The sequence below is a fragment of the Massilia eburnea genome, assembly GCF_009720745.1.
Taxonomy (GTDB): domain Bacteria; phylum Pseudomonadota; class Gammaproteobacteria; order Burkholderiales; family Burkholderiaceae_D; genus Rugamonas; species Rugamonas eburnea.
Genome location: NZ_WNKX01000015.1, coordinates 23,080 through 38,040 on the forward strand (window position 1 = coordinate 23,080; position 14,961 = coordinate 38,040).

19 protein-coding genes and 1 tRNA gene are annotated in these 14,961 nt (G+C 60.8%); 17 read left to right on the forward strand and 3 right to left on the reverse strand.

Annotated elements, in window-relative coordinates; all coding sequences use genetic code 11:
* Positions 1–74 precede the first annotated feature (74 nt).
* The 4 genes from GM658_RS18535 (at position 75) to GM658_RS18550 (ending at position 3,215) form a co-directional block, all read left to right on the forward strand.
* The gene (locus tag GM658_RS18535) at positions 75–1,757 is read left to right on the forward strand and encodes an isovaleryl-CoA dehydrogenase (protein ID WP_155455543.1); all 1,683 of its coding nucleotides are present in this window, start codon (positions 75–77) and stop codon (positions 1,755–1,757) included.
* A 44-nt stretch (positions 1,758–1,801) separates the two neighbouring features.
* Positions 1,802–2,452, forward strand: coding sequence for a uracil phosphoribosyltransferase (gene upp / locus GM658_RS18540; protein ID WP_130314541.1), 651 nt, complete (start codon positions 1,802–1,804; stop codon positions 2,450–2,452).
* Between the two features lie 3 nt (positions 2,453–2,455).
* Positions 2,456–2,809: an Hpt domain-containing protein gene (locus GM658_RS18545; RefSeq protein ID WP_155455544.1), complete on the forward strand. Its 354-nt coding sequence runs from the start codon at positions 2,456–2,458 to the stop codon at positions 2,807–2,809.
* 202 nt (positions 2,810–3,011) lie between these two features.
* Positions 3,012–3,215, forward strand: coding sequence for a cold-shock protein (locus GM658_RS18550; protein WP_130314543.1), 204 nt, complete (start codon positions 3,012–3,014; stop codon positions 3,213–3,215).
* Between the two features lie 174 nt (positions 3,216–3,389).
* Here the strand turns inward: GM658_RS18550 and GM658_RS18555 are convergent, their stop codons facing one another.
* The gene (locus GM658_RS18555) at positions 3,390–4,295 is read right to left on the reverse strand and encodes a LysR family transcriptional regulator (protein WP_155455545.1); all 906 of its coding nucleotides are present in this window, start codon (positions 4,293–4,295) and stop codon (positions 3,390–3,392) included.
* Positions 4,296–4,419: 124 nt separating this feature from the next.
* Here GM658_RS18555 and aceB point away from each other — a divergent pair, with 124 nt between their 5' ends.
* Positions 4,420–6,009 (forward strand): malate synthase A, encoded by a 1,590-nt coding sequence (gene aceB / locus GM658_RS18560; RefSeq protein WP_155455546.1) that lies wholly within the window; start codon positions 4,420–4,422, stop codon positions 6,007–6,009.
* A gap of 167 nt (positions 6,010–6,176) precedes the next feature.
* Here the strand turns inward: aceB and GM658_RS18565 are convergent, their stop codons facing one another.
* Positions 6,177–6,821: a 2-hydroxychromene-2-carboxylate isomerase gene (locus GM658_RS18565; RefSeq protein WP_155455547.1), complete on the reverse strand. Its 645-nt coding sequence runs from the start codon at positions 6,819–6,821 to the stop codon at positions 6,177–6,179.
* A 13-nt stretch (positions 6,822–6,834) separates the two neighbouring features.
* Positions 6,835–7,620, reverse strand: a complete 786-nt coding sequence (gloB, locus tag GM658_RS18570) for a hydroxyacylglutathione hydrolase (protein WP_155455548.1) — start codon at positions 7,618–7,620, stop codon at positions 6,835–6,837.
* Between the two features lie 20 nt (positions 7,621–7,640).
* Here gloB and GM658_RS18575 point away from each other — a divergent pair, with 20 nt between their 5' ends.
* The 12 genes from GM658_RS18575 to sctL all read left to right on the forward strand — a co-directional run bounded on the left by GM658_RS18575 (position 7,641) and on the right by sctL (position 14,957).
* Positions 7,641–8,420, forward strand: coding sequence for a class I SAM-dependent methyltransferase (locus GM658_RS18575; protein ID WP_155455549.1), 780 nt, complete (start codon positions 7,641–7,643; stop codon positions 8,418–8,420).
* Positions 8,413–8,853: a ribonuclease HI gene (rnhA, locus tag GM658_RS18580; protein ID WP_155455550.1), complete on the forward strand. Its 441-nt coding sequence runs from the start codon at positions 8,413–8,415 to the stop codon at positions 8,851–8,853. Before GM658_RS18575 ends, rnhA begins: the two co-directional genes overlap by 8 nt.
* 45 nt (positions 8,854–8,898) lie before the next feature.
* Positions 8,899–9,600 (forward strand): DNA polymerase III subunit epsilon, encoded by a 702-nt coding sequence (gene dnaQ, locus GM658_RS18585; protein ID WP_155455551.1) that lies wholly within the window; start codon positions 8,899–8,901, stop codon positions 9,598–9,600.
* Positions 9,601–9,612: 12 nt separating this feature from the next.
* Positions 9,613–9,687 (forward strand) — tRNA-Val (locus GM658_RS18590).
* Between the two features lie 358 nt (positions 9,688–10,045).
* Complete coding sequence (locus GM658_RS18595; RefSeq protein ID WP_155455552.1) at positions 10,046–11,197, forward strand: FHA domain-containing protein; 1,152 nt, start codon at positions 10,046–10,048, stop codon at positions 11,195–11,197.
* Entirely contained in the window at positions 11,194–11,448 is a 255-nt protein-coding gene (locus GM658_RS18600) for a hypothetical protein (protein WP_155455553.1), read from the forward strand. Before GM658_RS18595 ends, GM658_RS18600 begins: the two co-directional genes overlap by 4 nt.
* 113 nt (positions 11,449–11,561) lie before the next feature.
* Entirely contained in the window at positions 11,562–11,792 is a 231-nt protein-coding gene (locus GM658_RS18605; RefSeq protein WP_155455554.1) for a hypothetical protein, read from the forward strand.
* Positions 11,793–11,851: 59 nt separating this feature from the next.
* Entirely contained in the window at positions 11,852–12,319 is a 468-nt protein-coding gene (locus tag GM658_RS18610) for a tetratricopeptide repeat protein (protein ID WP_155455555.1), read from the forward strand.
* A gap of 34 nt (positions 12,320–12,353) precedes the next feature.
* Entirely contained in the window at positions 12,354–12,734 is a 381-nt protein-coding gene (locus GM658_RS18615) for a hypothetical protein (protein WP_155455556.1), read from the forward strand.
* 14 nt (positions 12,735–12,748) lie between these two features.
* A complete protein-coding gene (gene sctJ / locus GM658_RS18620; RefSeq protein ID WP_155455557.1) occupies positions 12,749–13,588 on the forward strand; it encodes a type III secretion system inner membrane ring lipoprotein SctJ in 840 nt (279 codons plus the stop codon).
* Positions 13,585–14,325: a SctK family type III secretion system sorting platform protein gene (locus tag GM658_RS18625; protein WP_155455558.1), complete on the forward strand. Its 741-nt coding sequence runs from the start codon at positions 13,585–13,587 to the stop codon at positions 14,323–14,325. The genes sctJ and GM658_RS18625 overlap by 4 nt, the downstream gene beginning before the upstream one ends.
* Positions 14,322–14,957 carry a type III secretion system stator protein SctL gene (gene sctL, locus GM658_RS18630; RefSeq protein WP_155455559.1) on the forward strand — a complete coding sequence of 212 codons (636 nt, stop codon included), beginning with the start codon at positions 14,322–14,324 and terminating at the stop codon, positions 14,955–14,957. The genes GM658_RS18625 and sctL overlap by 4 nt, the downstream gene beginning before the upstream one ends.
* Positions 14,958–14,961 lie beyond the last annotated feature (4 nt).

The following is a 14,961-nucleotide window of genomic DNA, read 5'->3' on the forward strand; positions in this document are numbered from 1 at the left end:
CTTTTCACGGTTATCTTGCTACTCCTGAAAGTTTGCGCTAGCCTCTGCGATAACGAGCACCTTTGGAGAGCGCCATGAACCGTTTCGACACGCACGAGGTCTTCAACCAGGTATCGCCTTTCGTCAACGTCAACCTGTTCACCTGCGACACCGCATTGCGCGAAGCGCTCGAACGCGAAGGCGGCGCTTTTGCCACCGCATCGCTGATGGAACTGGGCGCCGAACTGGGCACCGCCGAGATGCAGGAACTGGCGCGGCAAGCGAACGAACACCCTCCCGTGCTGAACAATTTCGACCGCGGTGGACGGCGCATCGACGAAATCGAATTCCACCCCGCCTGGCACAAGCTGATGGAACAGATGATCGCCGCCGGCGCCCACGCTTCGCCATGGGAAGGCAAGCACCCGCACCACGGCGCGCAAGTAGCGCGGGCCGCGCGCTACATCCTGTTCGGGCAAGTGGAAAACGGATCGCAATGCCCGGTTACCATGACCTATGCCAGCGTGCCGGCACTGCGCCAAAGTCCCGGCCTGGCAGCGCGCTGGCTGCCCAAGATCCTGTCGCGAATATACGATCCGAGCCCGCTGCCGATTGAAGAGAAGCGCGGCGCCCTGATCGGCATGGGCATGACGGAAAAGCAGGGCGGTTCCGACCTGCGCGCCAACACCACCCAGGCAGAACTGGTGGCGCCTGGCGAAGCGCGCGAACTGTTCGGCGATGACGGCGAAGCCGTGTACCGCCTGACCGGCCACAAATGGTTCTTCTCCGCGCCGCAATGCGATGCCCACCTGGTGCTGGCGCAAGCCGGCGCCGCGGGCCTGAGCTGCTTCCTGGTGCCGCGCTTCCTGCCAGGCGGAACGCGCAACCAGGTGCGCGTGCAGCGCCTGAAACAAAAGCTCGGCAACAAATCGAATGCCTCCTCCGAAGTGGAATTCACCGGCGCCTACGGCTGGCTGCTTGGCCCGCTGGGCCGCGGCATTCCGACCATCCTTGAAATGGGTACCCACACCCGCCTCGATTGCGTGCTGGGCACCGCCGGCATCATGCGCGCCGCGCTGACGCAGGTGCTGCACCACGCCCGCCGCCGCAGCGCGTTCGGCAAGCCATTGGCCGAGCAGCCGCTGATGCAAAATGTGCTGGCCGACCTGGCGCTGGAATCCGAAGCGGCCACGGTCTTTGCCATGCGCCTGGCGCGCTGTTTCGACCATATGGACAACCCGGCCGAAGCGCTGCTGGCACGCCTGCTGACGCCAGCAGGCAAGTACTGGATCTGCAAACGGGGGCCCGGCTTTGGCGCCGAAGCGATGGAAGTCCTGGGCGGCAGCGGCTACGTCGAGGAAAGTTCACTGGCCCGCCTGTACCGCGAATTGCCCGTCAATTCGATCTGGGAAGGTTCAGGCAACGTGATGTGCCTTGATTTGCTGCGCGCCCTGTCGAAATCGGGCCAGGCGAAGGAAGTGCTGGCCGCCGAACTGGGGGAGGGCAGCCATGCCGATCCGGATTACGTGCGCTTCACCAGCCAGCTGCTGGCCGACCTGCCCAGCGCAAGCCAGGATGAATTCGGCGCCCGCCAACTGGCCGAACGCATCGTCCTGGCCGTGCAGGCAGGCCTGCTGCTGCGCCACGCGCCCGCCTTCGTCAGTTCGGCCTTCGTCGCCACCCGCCTGGCGCGTGAACCTGGCGGCGCCTATGGCCGGTTGCCGGACGGAACCAACTGCGAAGCCATCCTGCAGCGTGCGCTGGTGGAAAACGCCTGAGGCTGGGATAATGCGCGGAATAAACCGAATATAACGCTCAATTTATGAAACAAGACCCACGCTTCCCCAACCTGTTCATCACTGACCACCCGCTGATCCAGCATAAGCTGAGCCATATGCGCGACAAGGCAACGTCCACGCGCACCTTCCGCGAACTGCTGAAAGAAATCACCCTGCTGATGGGTTACGAAATCACCCGTGACCTGCCGCTGACCACGCGCGAAATTGAAACCCCGCTGGAAACCATCCAGGCGCCCGTGATCGCCGGCCGCAAACTGGCCGTGGTGCCCATCCTGCGCGCAGGCGTAGGCATGAGCGACGGCCTGCTGAACCTGGTGCCATCGGCCCGCGTCGGCCACATCGGCGTGTTCCGCGACCCGGAAACCCACCAGCCGGTTGAGTACTTGGTACGCCTGCCGGACCTGGTCGACCGCACCTTCATCCTGTGCGACCCGATGGTGGCGACCGGCAATTCCGCCGTGCATGCCGTTGACGTGCTGAAAAAGCGCGGCGTAAGCGACGACCAGATCATCTTCCTGGCCCTCGTTGCAGCGCCGGAAGGCATTGAAGTGTTCCAGAAATCGCACCCGAACGTGAAGATTTTCTGCGCCTCGCTGGATTCCCACCTGAACGACCACGCTTACATCGTTCCCGGCCTGGGCGACGCCGGCGACCGCATTTTCGGGACCAAATAAGCCATGGCGACGCCGTCGGACCCAGCATTCCAGGACCGGCTGCAAGCCCTGCGCGACAAATATGCCGCCAGCGTTCCGGAACGCATGTCAGCGATTCGGGATGCCCTGGTGCTGTGCCGGGGCGCCTTGAGCGCTAGCCATATCGACCAATTGCACCACGCCTTGCACGGTGTGGCCGGATCCGCCGGGTCATTTGGCTTCCACGCCCTGGGCGCGGAAGCGCGCCGCATCGAGCAAATGGTACGCGGCGTCATGGAGGCCGGCGCCCCATGGGAAGGTATCGACACTGCCGTGCAAGCACTGTTGCATTGGGCCGACAAGGATTTTCGCGCTGAAAAGTTTGCCGCGCACGATTGATATTTATCAAACAAGATTGATAAATCTTGTCTATAGTTACCTACACATGTGCGGAACCTGTTTGGGCAAATCGTGAATTAATTTTCATCGCGACGTGTTTTTAACAGGTATTTCGGTATAATGCGGGATCGTTTTGATTCAGGCGACTGGATTTAAACGGTATCACGGGCGTAAAGCTCACTTAACTGTAATAGGAATTGTAATGGCAACTGGTATCGTAAAATGGTTCAACGACGCAAAGGGTTTTGGCTTCATTACCCCTGATGAAGGCGGCGAAGATCTGTTTGCTCACTTCTCGGCTATCCAAAGCACCGGCTTCAAGTCGCTGCAGGAAAACCAACGCGTCTCCTTCGACGTGACCTCCGGCCCAAAAGGCAAGCAGGCGTCGAACATCCAGCCTCTGTAATAGAGTCGGATCCAAACTGCAAAAAATCCTCCAAATCGGAGGATTTTTTTTCGCCCCTACGCTTCAGCCCGTGTCCCACCTTGGGGTCACACCCGAAACGAGACACGAGCTCGAGTGCCAGCGCGGCTGAGGCTGTGTCCCGATTCGGGTGTGACCCCAGGGTGGGACACGGGCTCAGCCTTTGCGCCAGTAGCCGGGCTGGGCGTAGGTGTGGCGCAGGAAGTCGACGAAGGCGCGGATGCGCAGGGGCAGGTGGCGGCGCTGCGCAAAGACGGCGTAAATATCGTTGCCGGGCGCGGAATATTCGTTGAGCACGGGCTTTAATCGGCCTGCTTCAATATCCGACCCCACTTCCCACATCGAGCGCCAGGCCAGGCCTTTGCCGGCCAATACCCAATCGTGCAATACGGCACCGTCATTGCAGCTCATATTCCCTGCAATTTTCAAAGTGACATTCTTATCGCCATCGCGGAAAGTCCAGCCGCGCTGGCTGCCTTCACTGCTGATGGTCATGCAGTTGTGCTTCGACAGGTCGTCCAGCGATTTTGGGATCCCGTGCCGCTTCAGGTAGGCCGGCGTGCCAACCACCACCCGATGATTGTCAGCCAGCTTGACGCTCACCAGATTGGAGTCGGACATCTGCGCAATCCGGATCGCGACGTCCACGCCTTCGCCAATCAAATCCACCATGCGGTCACTCAGGTTCAATGTCACCGACACGTCACGGTGCTCCGCTAAAAAGGAGGGGACGAGCGGCGCCACGTGCAGCCGTCCGAAACCGGCCGGTGCGGAAATCATCAGGTGACCCGTGGCGCGCGCGCTACGCTCGGCGACTGCCGCTTCGGCGCTTTCCAGCTCGCTGAGGATGCGTTGGCAATCCTCAAGGAAGGCGGCGCCTTCGTCCGTCAGCGCCAGCTTGCGCGTGGTACGCTGGAGCAGTTTGACGCCGAGCCGTTGCTCCAGCGCGTCAAGCCGGCGTCCTATGACGGCCGGTGCAATGCCTTCTGCGCGGGCCGCTGCCGACAGGCTGCCGCGGTTGACCACTTCTACAAAGGTGGAAATTTGCCTGAATTGACCCATGCGTCCTCACTTATGACTAAAACGCACAGATGAAGTGCTTTTTAGTCTTGTTTCTCTATGTTTTTAGTCAATATACTGGAAAACATCGAATCACAACACTAACCATCTATAACGGAGAAAGACCATGAGCATCACTCTGCCAGCAGGTATGCAAATCACAGGTGAAATCAAGCCAGGTTTCGAGCGCGTGCTGACCCCGGAAGCGCTGGCCCTGGTGGCCAAGCTGAGCCGCGAATTCGAACCGCGCCGCCAGGAATTGCTGGCCAAGCGCGTCGAACGCGCCAAGCGCCTGGACGCCGGCGAACGCCCTGACTTCCTGGCCGAAACTGCGCATATCCGCAACGGCGACTGGAAGATCGCCCCGATCCCGAAAGCGCTGGAATGCCGCCGCGTGGAGATCACCGGTCCGGTAGAGCGCAAAATGGTCATCAATGCGTTGAACTCCGGCGCCGACTCCTACATGACCGACTTCGAGGATTCCAACACCCCGAATTGGGATAACCAGATCTCGGGCCAGATCAATATGCAGGACGCGGTGCGCAAGACCATCGCCCTGGAGCAGAACGGCAAGTCCTACAAGCTGAACGAAAAGACCGCCACCCTGGTGGTGCGTCCCCGCGGCTGGCACCTGGATGAAAAGCACGTGACCGTCGACGGCAAGCGTGTTTCGGGCGGCATTTTCGACTTCGCCCTGTTCATGGTCCACAACGCGAAAGAGCAGCTGGCGCGTGGCGCCGGCCCATACTTCTACCTGCCGAAGATGGAATCGCACCTGGAAGCGCGCCTGTGGAACGACATCTTCGTGATGACCCAGAATGAACTGGGTATCCCGCAAGGCACCATCAAGGCCACCGTGCTGATCGAAACCATCCTGGCGGCGTTCGAGATGGATGAAATCCTGTATGAACTGCGCGAGCACAGCTCGGGCCTGAATGCCGGCCGCTGGGACTACATCTTCAGCTGCATCAAGAAGTTCAAGCTGGATAAGGATTTCTGCCTGGCCGACCGCGCCAAGGTGACCATGACTTCGCCGTTCATGCGCGCCTACGCGCTGCTGCTGCTGAAGACCTGCCACAAGCGCAACGCGCCGGCGATCGGCGGCATGGCTGCACTGATCCCGATCAAGAACGACCCGGAAAAGAACGAGATCGCGATGGGCGGCGTGCGCAACGACAAGGCGCGCGATGCGACCGATGGCTACGATGGCGGCTGGGTGGCGCACCCGGGCCTGGTCGACCTGGCCATGGGCGAATTCAAGAAGGTGCTGGGCGATGCGCCGAACCAGATTTCCAAACAGCGTCCGGACGTGGAAGTGACTTCGGCCGAACTGCTGGACTTCAAGCCTGAGGCGCCCATTACCGAAGCCGGCCTGCGCTACAACATCAACGTGGGTATCCACTATCTGGGCAGCTGGTTGAACGGCAACGGCTGCGTGCCGATCCATAATCTGATGGAAGATGCTGCCACTGCGGAGATCTCGCGCTCGCAGGTGTGGCAGTGGATTCGTTCTTCCAAGGGCGTGCTGGAAGATGGCCGCAAGGTGACTGCCGATATGGTGCGTGCGATGATTCCTGAGGAACTGCCGAAGGTGAAGGCTGCAGCTCCGGACGGTTCTACTCCGGCCTACGATCGCGCTGCGGTGATCTTTGAAAAGATGTCGACTTCGGAGGCGTTTGAGGAATTCCTGACCCTGCCGCTGTACGAAGAAATCTAAACCCGGTAAACCGGGGTCTGACTCAAGGGTCAGACCCTGCCGGCGCCACAGCCGATGGTGTTGGTTGTGCCTTTGAACTTCGACGAAAGTCAAAGGCCCAGAACCAACCCCGTTGGCCGCAAGATCATTCGGGGTCTGACCCTTGGGTCAGACCCAGGGTTACCGGGTTAGCGGCGCGTAGCCAACGCCGGCCGCTCAAGAAACGCCCGCAAGCGCGCCTCATCAATCCGCAGCCCGCCAATCCTGCGCAACAGACTGTCCACCCGGTCAGCCCCCCAGAACAGCTCGCCCTCATAAACAAAGCTGGGCACCCCAAACACCCCCTCGGCAATGGCCTGCTCAGTCGCCCGCGCCAGTTCCGCCTTGACCTCCGGCGTACCCGCAGCAGCCACCAGCGCCTCCCCATCAAGCCCGCAATCGCGCGCCACGCGAGAAAGCACGGCAAAATCCTGCGCATCCAGCCCCAATTCCCAAGTAGCCGCCATCACCGCCGAAACAAATGCAATCCGCGCTTCACGGCCAACAATTGCCGTCGCCATGCGCAACATCAGCAAAGGATTGAACGGATGCCCCGGCGGCCCGACAAACTCCAGCCCCTGGGCCGCCGCCTGCCGCATCACATCGCGGAAAGTCAGCACGCGCTTGGCCGGGACTTCCGCCGGCCCCACCAAACCATGCTTGTTCAGCATCGCGGCAAACAAGACAGGAACCATTTCAACCTTGACGCCCGCCGCCTCGATGCGGGCAATCTGCTTGGTCGCCAGCCACACGAATGGGCTGATGGGATCAACGTACATGCGGACGGTCTGCATAAATCTCCCTAAGTCAGAAGTTGTTCTTCCACTCCCTGAGCGCGGCAAAGACGGCCACCGGCGGTTCGCCGCCAGTCAATCTGCCCGCCTCGCGCAGCGTGGAAGCGATTTCAGGTTCACGGTAACGCAGGAAAGGATTCGTGGCGCGTTCCAGCCCAATGGTGCTAGGGACGGTTGGCTGGCCCCGTTCGCGGGTCGCGGAGTCGGCCGCCACGCGTGCGCGCAGGGCCGCATTCCCCGGTTCCACCGCGCTGGCGAAGCGCAGGTTGGACAGCGTATATTCATGGGCGCAAAACACCTTGGTAGCCTCTGGCAGAGACGCCAGCTTGCCTAGCGATTCCGTCATCTGCGCCGGAGTGCCCTCGAACAGGCGCCCGCAACCTCCGGCAAACATGGTGTCGCCGCAGAATACCCAGGGCTCGGCGCCATCGCGCACATAGGCGATATGGCCCCGCGTATGCCCCGGCACGTCGAGCACGCGCAACGACAGGCCGAGGCCGGGAACTGAGACCCGGTCGCCTTCGCCCAGCGGTACGGTGACGGCCGCGATACCATCATGGCGCGGGCCGAAAACAGGGACCTGGAATTGCGCCAAAAGCCCCGGCACGCCGCCAATATGGTCAGCATGGTGATGGGTGAGTAGAATGGCGGTAAGTGTCAGGCCGTGCTGGTGCAGGGCGGCAAGGATAGGCGCCGCGTCGCCGGGATCGACGGCTGCCGCATTGCGGCCGTCGTGGATCAGCCAAAGGTAGTTATCCTTGAAGGCTGGAACAGTGAGAACGGAAACAGGTTTGCTCATGGGCTCAATAAAGGGAATGCATGGATAGCGCAACATCCGACGAATCCATTATAGCGTTCGACAAATGGCTGGAAACACCGCCGGGTGCATACGTGCGCGCCTGGGAGCAGGCATGCCTGGACAAGATGGTGGCCAATATCTTCGGTTTCAACGCCGTACAGATCGGCATGCCGCAAATCGACGCGCTGGCGGCCAACCGCATGCCGCACCAGTGGCTGGCCGACATCCGCCTGCATCCGCGCCAATCGGGCACCGGCCGCGCAGTCGCGGTCACGCTCGATAGCGAGGAACTGCCGTTTGCTACCAATAGTATGGACCTGGTGGTGCTGCCGCATGTCCTGGAATTCTCCGCCGAACCGCACCAGGTGCTGCGCGAAGTCGAACGTGTGCTGATTCCTGAAGGCCAGGTCATCGTATGCGGCTTCAACCCGGTGAGCCTGTGGGGCTTGCGCCAGGTGCGCGGGCGCCTGACCGGATCGCACTACCTGCCGAAGGCGGGCGAATTCATCTCCATGCCGCGCATCAAAGACTGGCTAAAATTGCTGAACATGGGCGTAAGCCAGACGCAATTAGGCTGCTACGCGCCGGCCTGCCGCACCGAGCGCTGGCTGGCGCGCTACAACTTCATGGACCGCGCGGGCCCCAATTACTGGCCGTATTTCGGCGCGGTGTATATGGTGCAGGCGATCAAGCGCGTCAAAGGCATGCGCCTGATCGGACCGGCCTGGAAGCAGAAAACGGCCAAGGCGGGCGTTCCCGTCCCGGCCGCCAACAAACACAAAGAAAGCATCGATGGATAAAGTAGAGATTTACACCGACGGCGCCTGCAAGGGCAACCCTGGCACCGGCGGCTGGGGCGCGCTGATGATCGCGGGCGACGCCAAGAAGGAACTGTTCGGCGGCGAGCTGAATACCACCAATAACCGCATGGAGCTGACCGCAGTGATCGAATCGCTGAAGGCGCTGAAGCGACCTTGCGAGGTGGTGCTGCACACCGACAGCCAGTACGTCCAGAAGGGCATCAGCGAATGGATCCACGGCTGGAAAGCGCGCGGCTGGAAAACCTCCACCAAGGAACCCGTGAAGAACGCCGACCTGTGGCAGGCACTCGACGCAGCGCAGGCCGTCCACACGGTCGATTGGCGCTGGGTGCGCGGCCACAACGGCCATCCGGGCAACGAGCGCGCCGACCAGCTGGCCAACCTGGGCGTGGAATCGGTGCGCAAGAAATAAGGCCTGTTATACTTCGCCGCTTGCTACGAACAAATTCGTCAATTTATGCGTCAAATCGTCCTCGATACCGAAACCACCGGCATTAACCCCAAACAGGGCAACCGAATCATTGAAATTGGCTGCGTCGAACTGTTCGAGCGCAAGCTGACCGGGAATAACTTCCACCGCTATATCAATCCAGAGCGCGATTCGGAAGAGGGCGCATTGGCGGTGCACGGCCTGACCACCGAGTTCCTGCGCGATAAACCGCGCTTCCACGAAGTGGTGGAGGAGCTGCGCGAGTACATCCAGGGTGCGGAAGTCATCATCCATAACGCGCCGTTCGACCTGGGCTTCCTGAACCACGAATTCAACCTGCTCAAGCTGCCGACTTTCGATTCCCACATCAATGGCGTGATCGACACCCTGGTGCAGGCGAAGGAAATGCGTCCCGGTAAGCGCAATTCGCTGGATGCGCTGTGTGAACACTTCGGCATCTCCAATGCGCACCGCAAGCTGCACGGCGCTTTGCTGGACGCGGAATTGCTTGCTGACGTCTACCTCGCCATGACGCGCGGCCAGAATAGCCTGGGCATGGACATTGTGATCGAGGAAAGCAGCGGCGGTATCGCCATGGCCGAGATTGCACTGGCCGAGGTGATGGTGTTGCGCGCCAGCGATGCGGAAGAGGCTGCGCACAAGGATTTGCTCGATGGCCTGGACAAGGCAGTCAAGGGAACTTGTGTTTGGCGTACCTCTAGTCTATAATAGCGCCACTTTGGGAGGTTAGCTCAGGGGTAGAGCACTGCATTCACACTGCAGGGGTCACAAGTTCGAAACTTGTACTTCCCACCAGAATTAAGTAGCAAATCAAAGGCCTGCATCAACGTGATGTGGGCCTTTTTTGTTGCTGATGCAGATGGTACGGAAAAAGTCCGGAATCGTCCCGGGACATCATTCTTGCGGCAACCGCTTGTACGCGCCCGACCTTCTGTCATCACCCTAGATTCCGCACGGCAATCCAGGTAATTATGTTGTTCAAAAAATCACCAAAGAATCACATCCTTTGGTGATTTGCCGCACCTCCCATCCCCGGTATATTTTGCTCCGAGCTTGCCAATATTGACAGATCTGAACGGTCAGTTGGCTTGCCGAGGGCTCCCCCCGTTGCGTTTTGTTGGTGGCAGAAAATTCCGATTAGGTGGTGCACATCATGGCGGAAACACTCAAAAGCAGAACAGTCCGCGTAGTGCAGGGCTTGCAGCAAGGGGCGGAGTTCACCTTCGACTCAGGCTTGTCTTGCGTGATCGGCTCGGACGCATCTTGCACGGCGATCTTGCTGGATGAAAATGTAGCTCCAAGGCATTGCCTGCTGGCGATCGATCACCGGGGTGTGCACTGCAGCGCGCTGGACGATTCCGTGCGCATCGGCGCCAGCATGTTGGAGCCGGGCGAGACGGCCAGGATTTTCGATTACCAGACCATTGAAATAGGCAGCGCGTCGTTTGCGGTGCGGCCGGCAGACGAAGAGTGGGAAAAGGGCCTCGCAAAAGCAGGATCGTTGTTGGGGAGTTTCGCGCCGGGGGGCAACTTGCGTAGTCCAAGCCGTTTGCTGCGCAGCGCGGTCCTGGTGGTGGTCGGATTCGCGGCCAGCCTGAGCCTGGCCTACGCCATGATGTCACCCGACCGGACGGAAATGACCGAGGCCCGTACACGCGAGGCGCGGGAATGGCTCAAGTCGGTAGCACCGGTGGGCAGTCAATTGCAGTTGGAGGTCGACAGTGATCACCACCTGTCGGTATCGGGATACGTCAGCACCATTTACCAGCGCGACTTGCTTGCCATGTCCTTGCATGATTCCGAATACAAGGCGCGCAGCGACATCCATGCCACCGAGGAAATCGTGGCCTCGGTAGCGCGCCTGGCCCGCTTGGGGGGCATCAGTTGCCTCGCCAAAGACGCCGGGGCTGGTGTCGTCACCTGTGCCAACGAAGTCGATACCCTCGAGGCCGCATCCAAACTCACCTCGCTGGCACAGCAGGTACCGGGCTTGAAGGCGCTGAACGTGCAGGTCAAGAAGGGCGAGCCCGTTGCCACTCCCGCCCCGCTGGTCGCGGAAGCTGCTCCGCCTGCTGCGCTGGCCGTGGCGGCGATGGAGCCGGCGGGCGCGCCGCTGCGGATGTCGAAACGCTTTTCATCGATTCTGATTTGGAAGAAAAACAAATGGTTGATCGGCGCATATGGGGAGAAATTCGCGGAAGGTGATGAGTTCAACGGTATCCGGATAGTCAAGATCGAATTGGACCAGGTCGAGTTTCAAAAAGGTGACCGGCATTACGTCTTCCCCCTGGCGGCGCTGCAATGAAGACTCTTAACCAAGACGATCAGTTGCCCCCCAGCGAGTTTGCCACGCGTCTCCTTGCCGATAGAAGCGGCGCTCTGTGCGCCGAATACCGGCGCCTGATGGAGCAGGCCGTCGCAACCGGCGCCGAGCGTTTGCGGCACCCACTTGAGCAGCGTGAGTACGCGGCAACCAGGGCCCTGGTCGAGAGCGCGGCTGTTTCGGTCGAGGTTTTGCAGAACATCTGGGACGGCATGCATTTGAATCCCCGTTAGCGAGGCGGGAACCATGCAGGATTGCCACCCGCCTCAGCCCAGCTGGAGGCGGAGATGGCTGGAAGTAGGGTGATGCTGGGGCAGCAGCCTTTTAACCTTTTATGGAGAGAGACATGACAAACGGATTTGATGGTGCAATTTCAGGTGCAGGCGGTCTATTGCAAGCTGCGTTCGATGGCCTGGCGCATCTGCCGGATGCGAAGAAGGATCCGGCCGGATTCGCCACTGGCATGCAAAAGGTCGCGCTCTCGATGCAGGTCGCGAGTACGGCGCAGAGCGCAGTCTCCGAAACGATCAAGGCGTTTGGGGAAGGCACCAAAGGCGCTGCGCACAATATTTCGTAAGCGCTGGCTTGGCGAAATAGCAGGGCGCGCTGTCGCGATATGCGTACATGGAGATTGGAATGTCTGATTTGGAAAAATTGAATATCTTCTCTCCATGTGTTCTACAGCGCATTGCCGAGATCGGCTTCCTGGCAAGCGAGTATGGATTTCACGAAAAGGCCGAACAGATTTTCTCGGGTATGGCTCTGGCAAAACCCGATAGTTCAGCGCCTGCGGTCGCTCTGGCGGTGGTCCATGCGCGCAGCGGGCGTCTGCAGGACGCCATTACAGGCTTGAAGCATGCTGTCGGGGCTTTTCCCGCCAGTGAAATGGTGAAGGCCATGCTTGGTGCGTTCCTCGTGGAGGACAGGCAGGACGGCGCGCTGGAACTCTTCGACGCCGTGCTTGCCAGCAGGCAGGAGCCGGGCGCAGTGAATATTGTCGAATGCTGGCTGGACCAGGCGCGCAAGCTGAAAGAAGAGGGCGCGGCGCGCAAGACCGATACGGGGTCGCTGGCATTTTTCCGTCATCACAACATACGGGCCTAGCGGCTACGGCAGCAGTACCAGGCAAGGAGAAAACATGGACTTCACCTCCCTATCGTCGCTGCAGGCCTTGCAGGCATCGACACAGGCCGGCGCTGAGCGGGCGCCAGCGCCCGATCCGGCGTCGATCAGCCGCTTTCAGGAATTGCTCGGAGAGCCGCATTCGCCAACCCTGGCGGGCGAAGGACCGGGGGCCGCTTCGCAAGCGATCCGCAGCCATAGCGAAAATATGTCGTCGATGTGGAGCTCCGCGCAAGCTTCGATCGAAAACCTGTTGAAAAAAGAAGGCGACCTTTCGATGAAGGACGTGCTGCAGCTCCAATATGACATGGTCAAGACGTCGGCTGCCTTTGAAGTGGTGTCGAAGGCAGCGGGCATGACGGAGAAGGGCACGGAGTCCCTGTTCCAGCGTAATTGACCTTGAAACCGCCCATGGAAAATAACAATATGTCGATCCGGATGAAGCGCTGCCTTGCCTACGGATTGCTGCTGGCGGGGCTGCTGTTCCTCTCCGGTTGCGAGCAAGCCGTGTACAGCAATCTGTCCGAGCAGCAGGCCAACGATGTCCTGCTGACCTTGTTGAAAGGTGGCATCAGCGCGGAGAAGCGGGCTGGCGAAAAAGGCTATGGCGTCTGGGTCGACAGTGCCAAGATGGCGCCGGCGATCAGCCTGCTGAATGCGAACGGACAACCGCCGCAGCATTACACGGAGATGGGAGACATCTTCGCGCGTAACAATCTGATTTCGTCGCCCACGGAAGAACGCATCCGCTTTACCTATGGCACAGAGCAGGCGATCGCCAAGACCCTGTCGCAGATCGACGGCGTGCTGAGCGCACGTGTGCACATCGTCCTGCCGTCCAACGATCCGCTGGCGTCGCCGGTCAAACCTTCCTCTGCCTCTGTGTTCCTGAAATATCGGGCCGACATCAATATGAAGGCGGTGATCCCGGAAGTGAAGGAACTGGTGATCCGCAGCGTGGAAGGGCTGACAGTGGACAAGGTGTCGGTCAGCCTGTTCCCGGCGCGCGCCACCGGCACCGCTTCCGACCAGGTGCCGACCGCACGGATTTTCGGCATCATCGTCGCCAACTCCAGCGTGGCCACACTTTGGATCATGATGCTCACGCCCTGGATCGTGGCGGCGGTTCTGTTGATACTGCTGCTGAATGCGGTGCACCTGCGCACCTGGCTCAAAGGAAAATTGACAGCGCGGAACGCGACGCAGCGCGAGGTACGGGAACGTCCAGCGCGCCAGAGGGAACGGGCATGAGCGCCGTTATGCTGGAAGCCGCCGATAGCCCTGCAAGTGATAACCCAGGCCGGGCCTGGCAACCGCTGGTACAGGATCGCGCTTTCGATCTTCGGCTCCGTTTCAATCTTTTTCCAGCGACCTATGCGCATGCCAGCTGGATCGCGCGCCTGGGCCGGGACCTGCCGCTTGCCGAGGGGATCGATGATTCACCGTTCTGGATGCGCCGCTTATCCCTGGCCTTGTTACAGGCATGTAAGCTGGACCAGGATTTTGATTTCGACTTTTCCGATCGCGCGAAAAACATCGCCCTGCTGGATGCCGCGGTGCTGGAACGCTGCGCAAGACTGATGGCCGGCTTGCTGGTGCGCGAACAGATCAGGCATGTGGTTCTCGGCGCCGACATGGTGGCGCTCGAACGTACACTGGGGCGCGATAGCCTTCGGTTCGCGCTGGGCTGGACGGTGCCGCTCCCGGTACTCGGCTACGTCTTCCATCCGCATGGCGCCGCATTTCCCGACAACGAAGCCTGGACCCGGCGCGCTGTGGGCCTGGCCAGCGCCCTGCTGGGCGCTGCGTCAAGCGCAACGCTGGCACGCATGCAGCTCAGGTTTCCTTGCGGCTGGGCCAGCCTCCAGCGGCCGGTGTTGCAGGAGCAAGACCGCAGCAGGCTGGCTGCGCTCTTTGTCGCCGTTCTGCACAAGGCGGCGCCGGATCACGGGTGGCTGTTTGCAACGCCCGGGAGGACCGCGCAATGATGCTATTGGTGGATCGCGGCAAGCTCGCCAGCGCCGATGGAAAAGTCATCAAGGCGAACGATTTCGCGCAGCTGGCCAGCGCGCAGGAGGCGCTGGCCCATGCCAACCGGCGCGCCGCCGAGATCGTCGCGCTGGCGGAAACGCAACGTGATGCCGCGATTCGCGCGGGACGCGAACTCGGCATCGAACAGGGCCGCGCCGAGTATGCGGCGTCGATGGTCGACGCCACCGCAAGAATGGAATCGTCGTTCATCTGCCTGGAGGCACGGCTGGTCAAAACGGTGATGGACGCGTTGCAGGCGATCCTGCACGAAATAGGCGAGCGTACCGTAATGGAAGGCCTGGTTCGGCGCACGATCGCCAATTCGAGCCGCAAGAACTCCTTGCGCCTGATCGTGGCGGCGCAACAGTTCGACACCGTCAATGCGCTGCTTTCGCCGGTGCTGGCCGAGTTCCCAGAGATCGAATATATCGACGTGGTGCAGGATCCTGCCGGGGTGCCGGGCATGTGCGTGCTGGAGAGCGAATTCGGCATCGTCGACGCCAGCCTCGATACGCAGATCGCGGCTATACGCGCGGGCCTGATCCGGGCGTTCGTCGGCAAGCGGCGCTCGAGCGGGGCCGGTCAATGAGGGG

Coding starts and splice junctions, on each gene's coding strand:
- GM658_RS18535 (WP_155455543.1), top strand. CDS start 75: ATGAACCGTTTCGACACGCACGAGGTCTTCAACCAGGTATCGCCTTTC.
- upp (WP_130314541.1), top strand. CDS start 1,802: ATGAAACAAGACCCACGCTTCCCCAACCTGTTCATCACTGACCACCCG.
- GM658_RS18545 (WP_155455544.1), top strand. CDS start 2,456: ATGGCGACGCCGTCGGACCCAGCATTCCAGGACCGGCTGCAAGCCCTG.
- GM658_RS18550 (WP_130314543.1), top strand. CDS start 3,012: ATGGCAACTGGTATCGTAAAATGGTTCAACGACGCAAAGGGTTTTGGC.
- GM658_RS18555 (WP_155455545.1), bottom strand. CDS start 4,295: ATGGGTCAATTCAGGCAAATTTCCACCTTTGTAGAAGTGGTCAACCGC.
- aceB (WP_155455546.1), top strand. CDS start 4,420: ATGAGCATCACTCTGCCAGCAGGTATGCAAATCACAGGTGAAATCAAG.
- GM658_RS18565 (WP_155455547.1), bottom strand. CDS start 6,821: ATGCAGACCGTCCGCATGTACGTTGATCCCATCAGCCCATTCGTGTGG.
- gloB (WP_155455548.1), bottom strand. CDS start 7,620: ATGAGCAAACCTGTTTCCGTTCTCACTGTTCCAGCCTTCAAGGATAAC.
- GM658_RS18575 (WP_155455549.1), top strand. CDS start 7,641: ATGGATAGCGCAACATCCGACGAATCCATTATAGCGTTCGACAAATGG.
- rnhA (WP_155455550.1), top strand. CDS start 8,413: ATGGATAAAGTAGAGATTTACACCGACGGCGCCTGCAAGGGCAACCCT.
- dnaQ (WP_155455551.1), top strand. CDS start 8,899: ATGCGTCAAATCGTCCTCGATACCGAAACCACCGGCATTAACCCCAAA.
- GM658_RS18595 (WP_155455552.1), top strand. CDS start 10,046: ATGGCGGAAACACTCAAAAGCAGAACAGTCCGCGTAGTGCAGGGCTTG.
- GM658_RS18600 (WP_155455553.1), top strand. CDS start 11,194: ATGAAGACTCTTAACCAAGACGATCAGTTGCCCCCCAGCGAGTTTGCC.
- GM658_RS18605 (WP_155455554.1), top strand. CDS start 11,562: ATGACAAACGGATTTGATGGTGCAATTTCAGGTGCAGGCGGTCTATTG.
- GM658_RS18610 (WP_155455555.1), top strand. CDS start 11,852: ATGTCTGATTTGGAAAAATTGAATATCTTCTCTCCATGTGTTCTACAG.
- GM658_RS18615 (WP_155455556.1), top strand. CDS start 12,354: ATGGACTTCACCTCCCTATCGTCGCTGCAGGCCTTGCAGGCATCGACA.
- sctJ (WP_155455557.1), top strand. CDS start 12,749: ATGGAAAATAACAATATGTCGATCCGGATGAAGCGCTGCCTTGCCTAC.
- GM658_RS18625 (WP_155455558.1), top strand. CDS start 13,585: ATGAGCGCCGTTATGCTGGAAGCCGCCGATAGCCCTGCAAGTGATAAC.
- sctL (WP_155455559.1), top strand. CDS start 14,322: ATGATGCTATTGGTGGATCGCGGCAAGCTCGCCAGCGCCGATGGAAAA.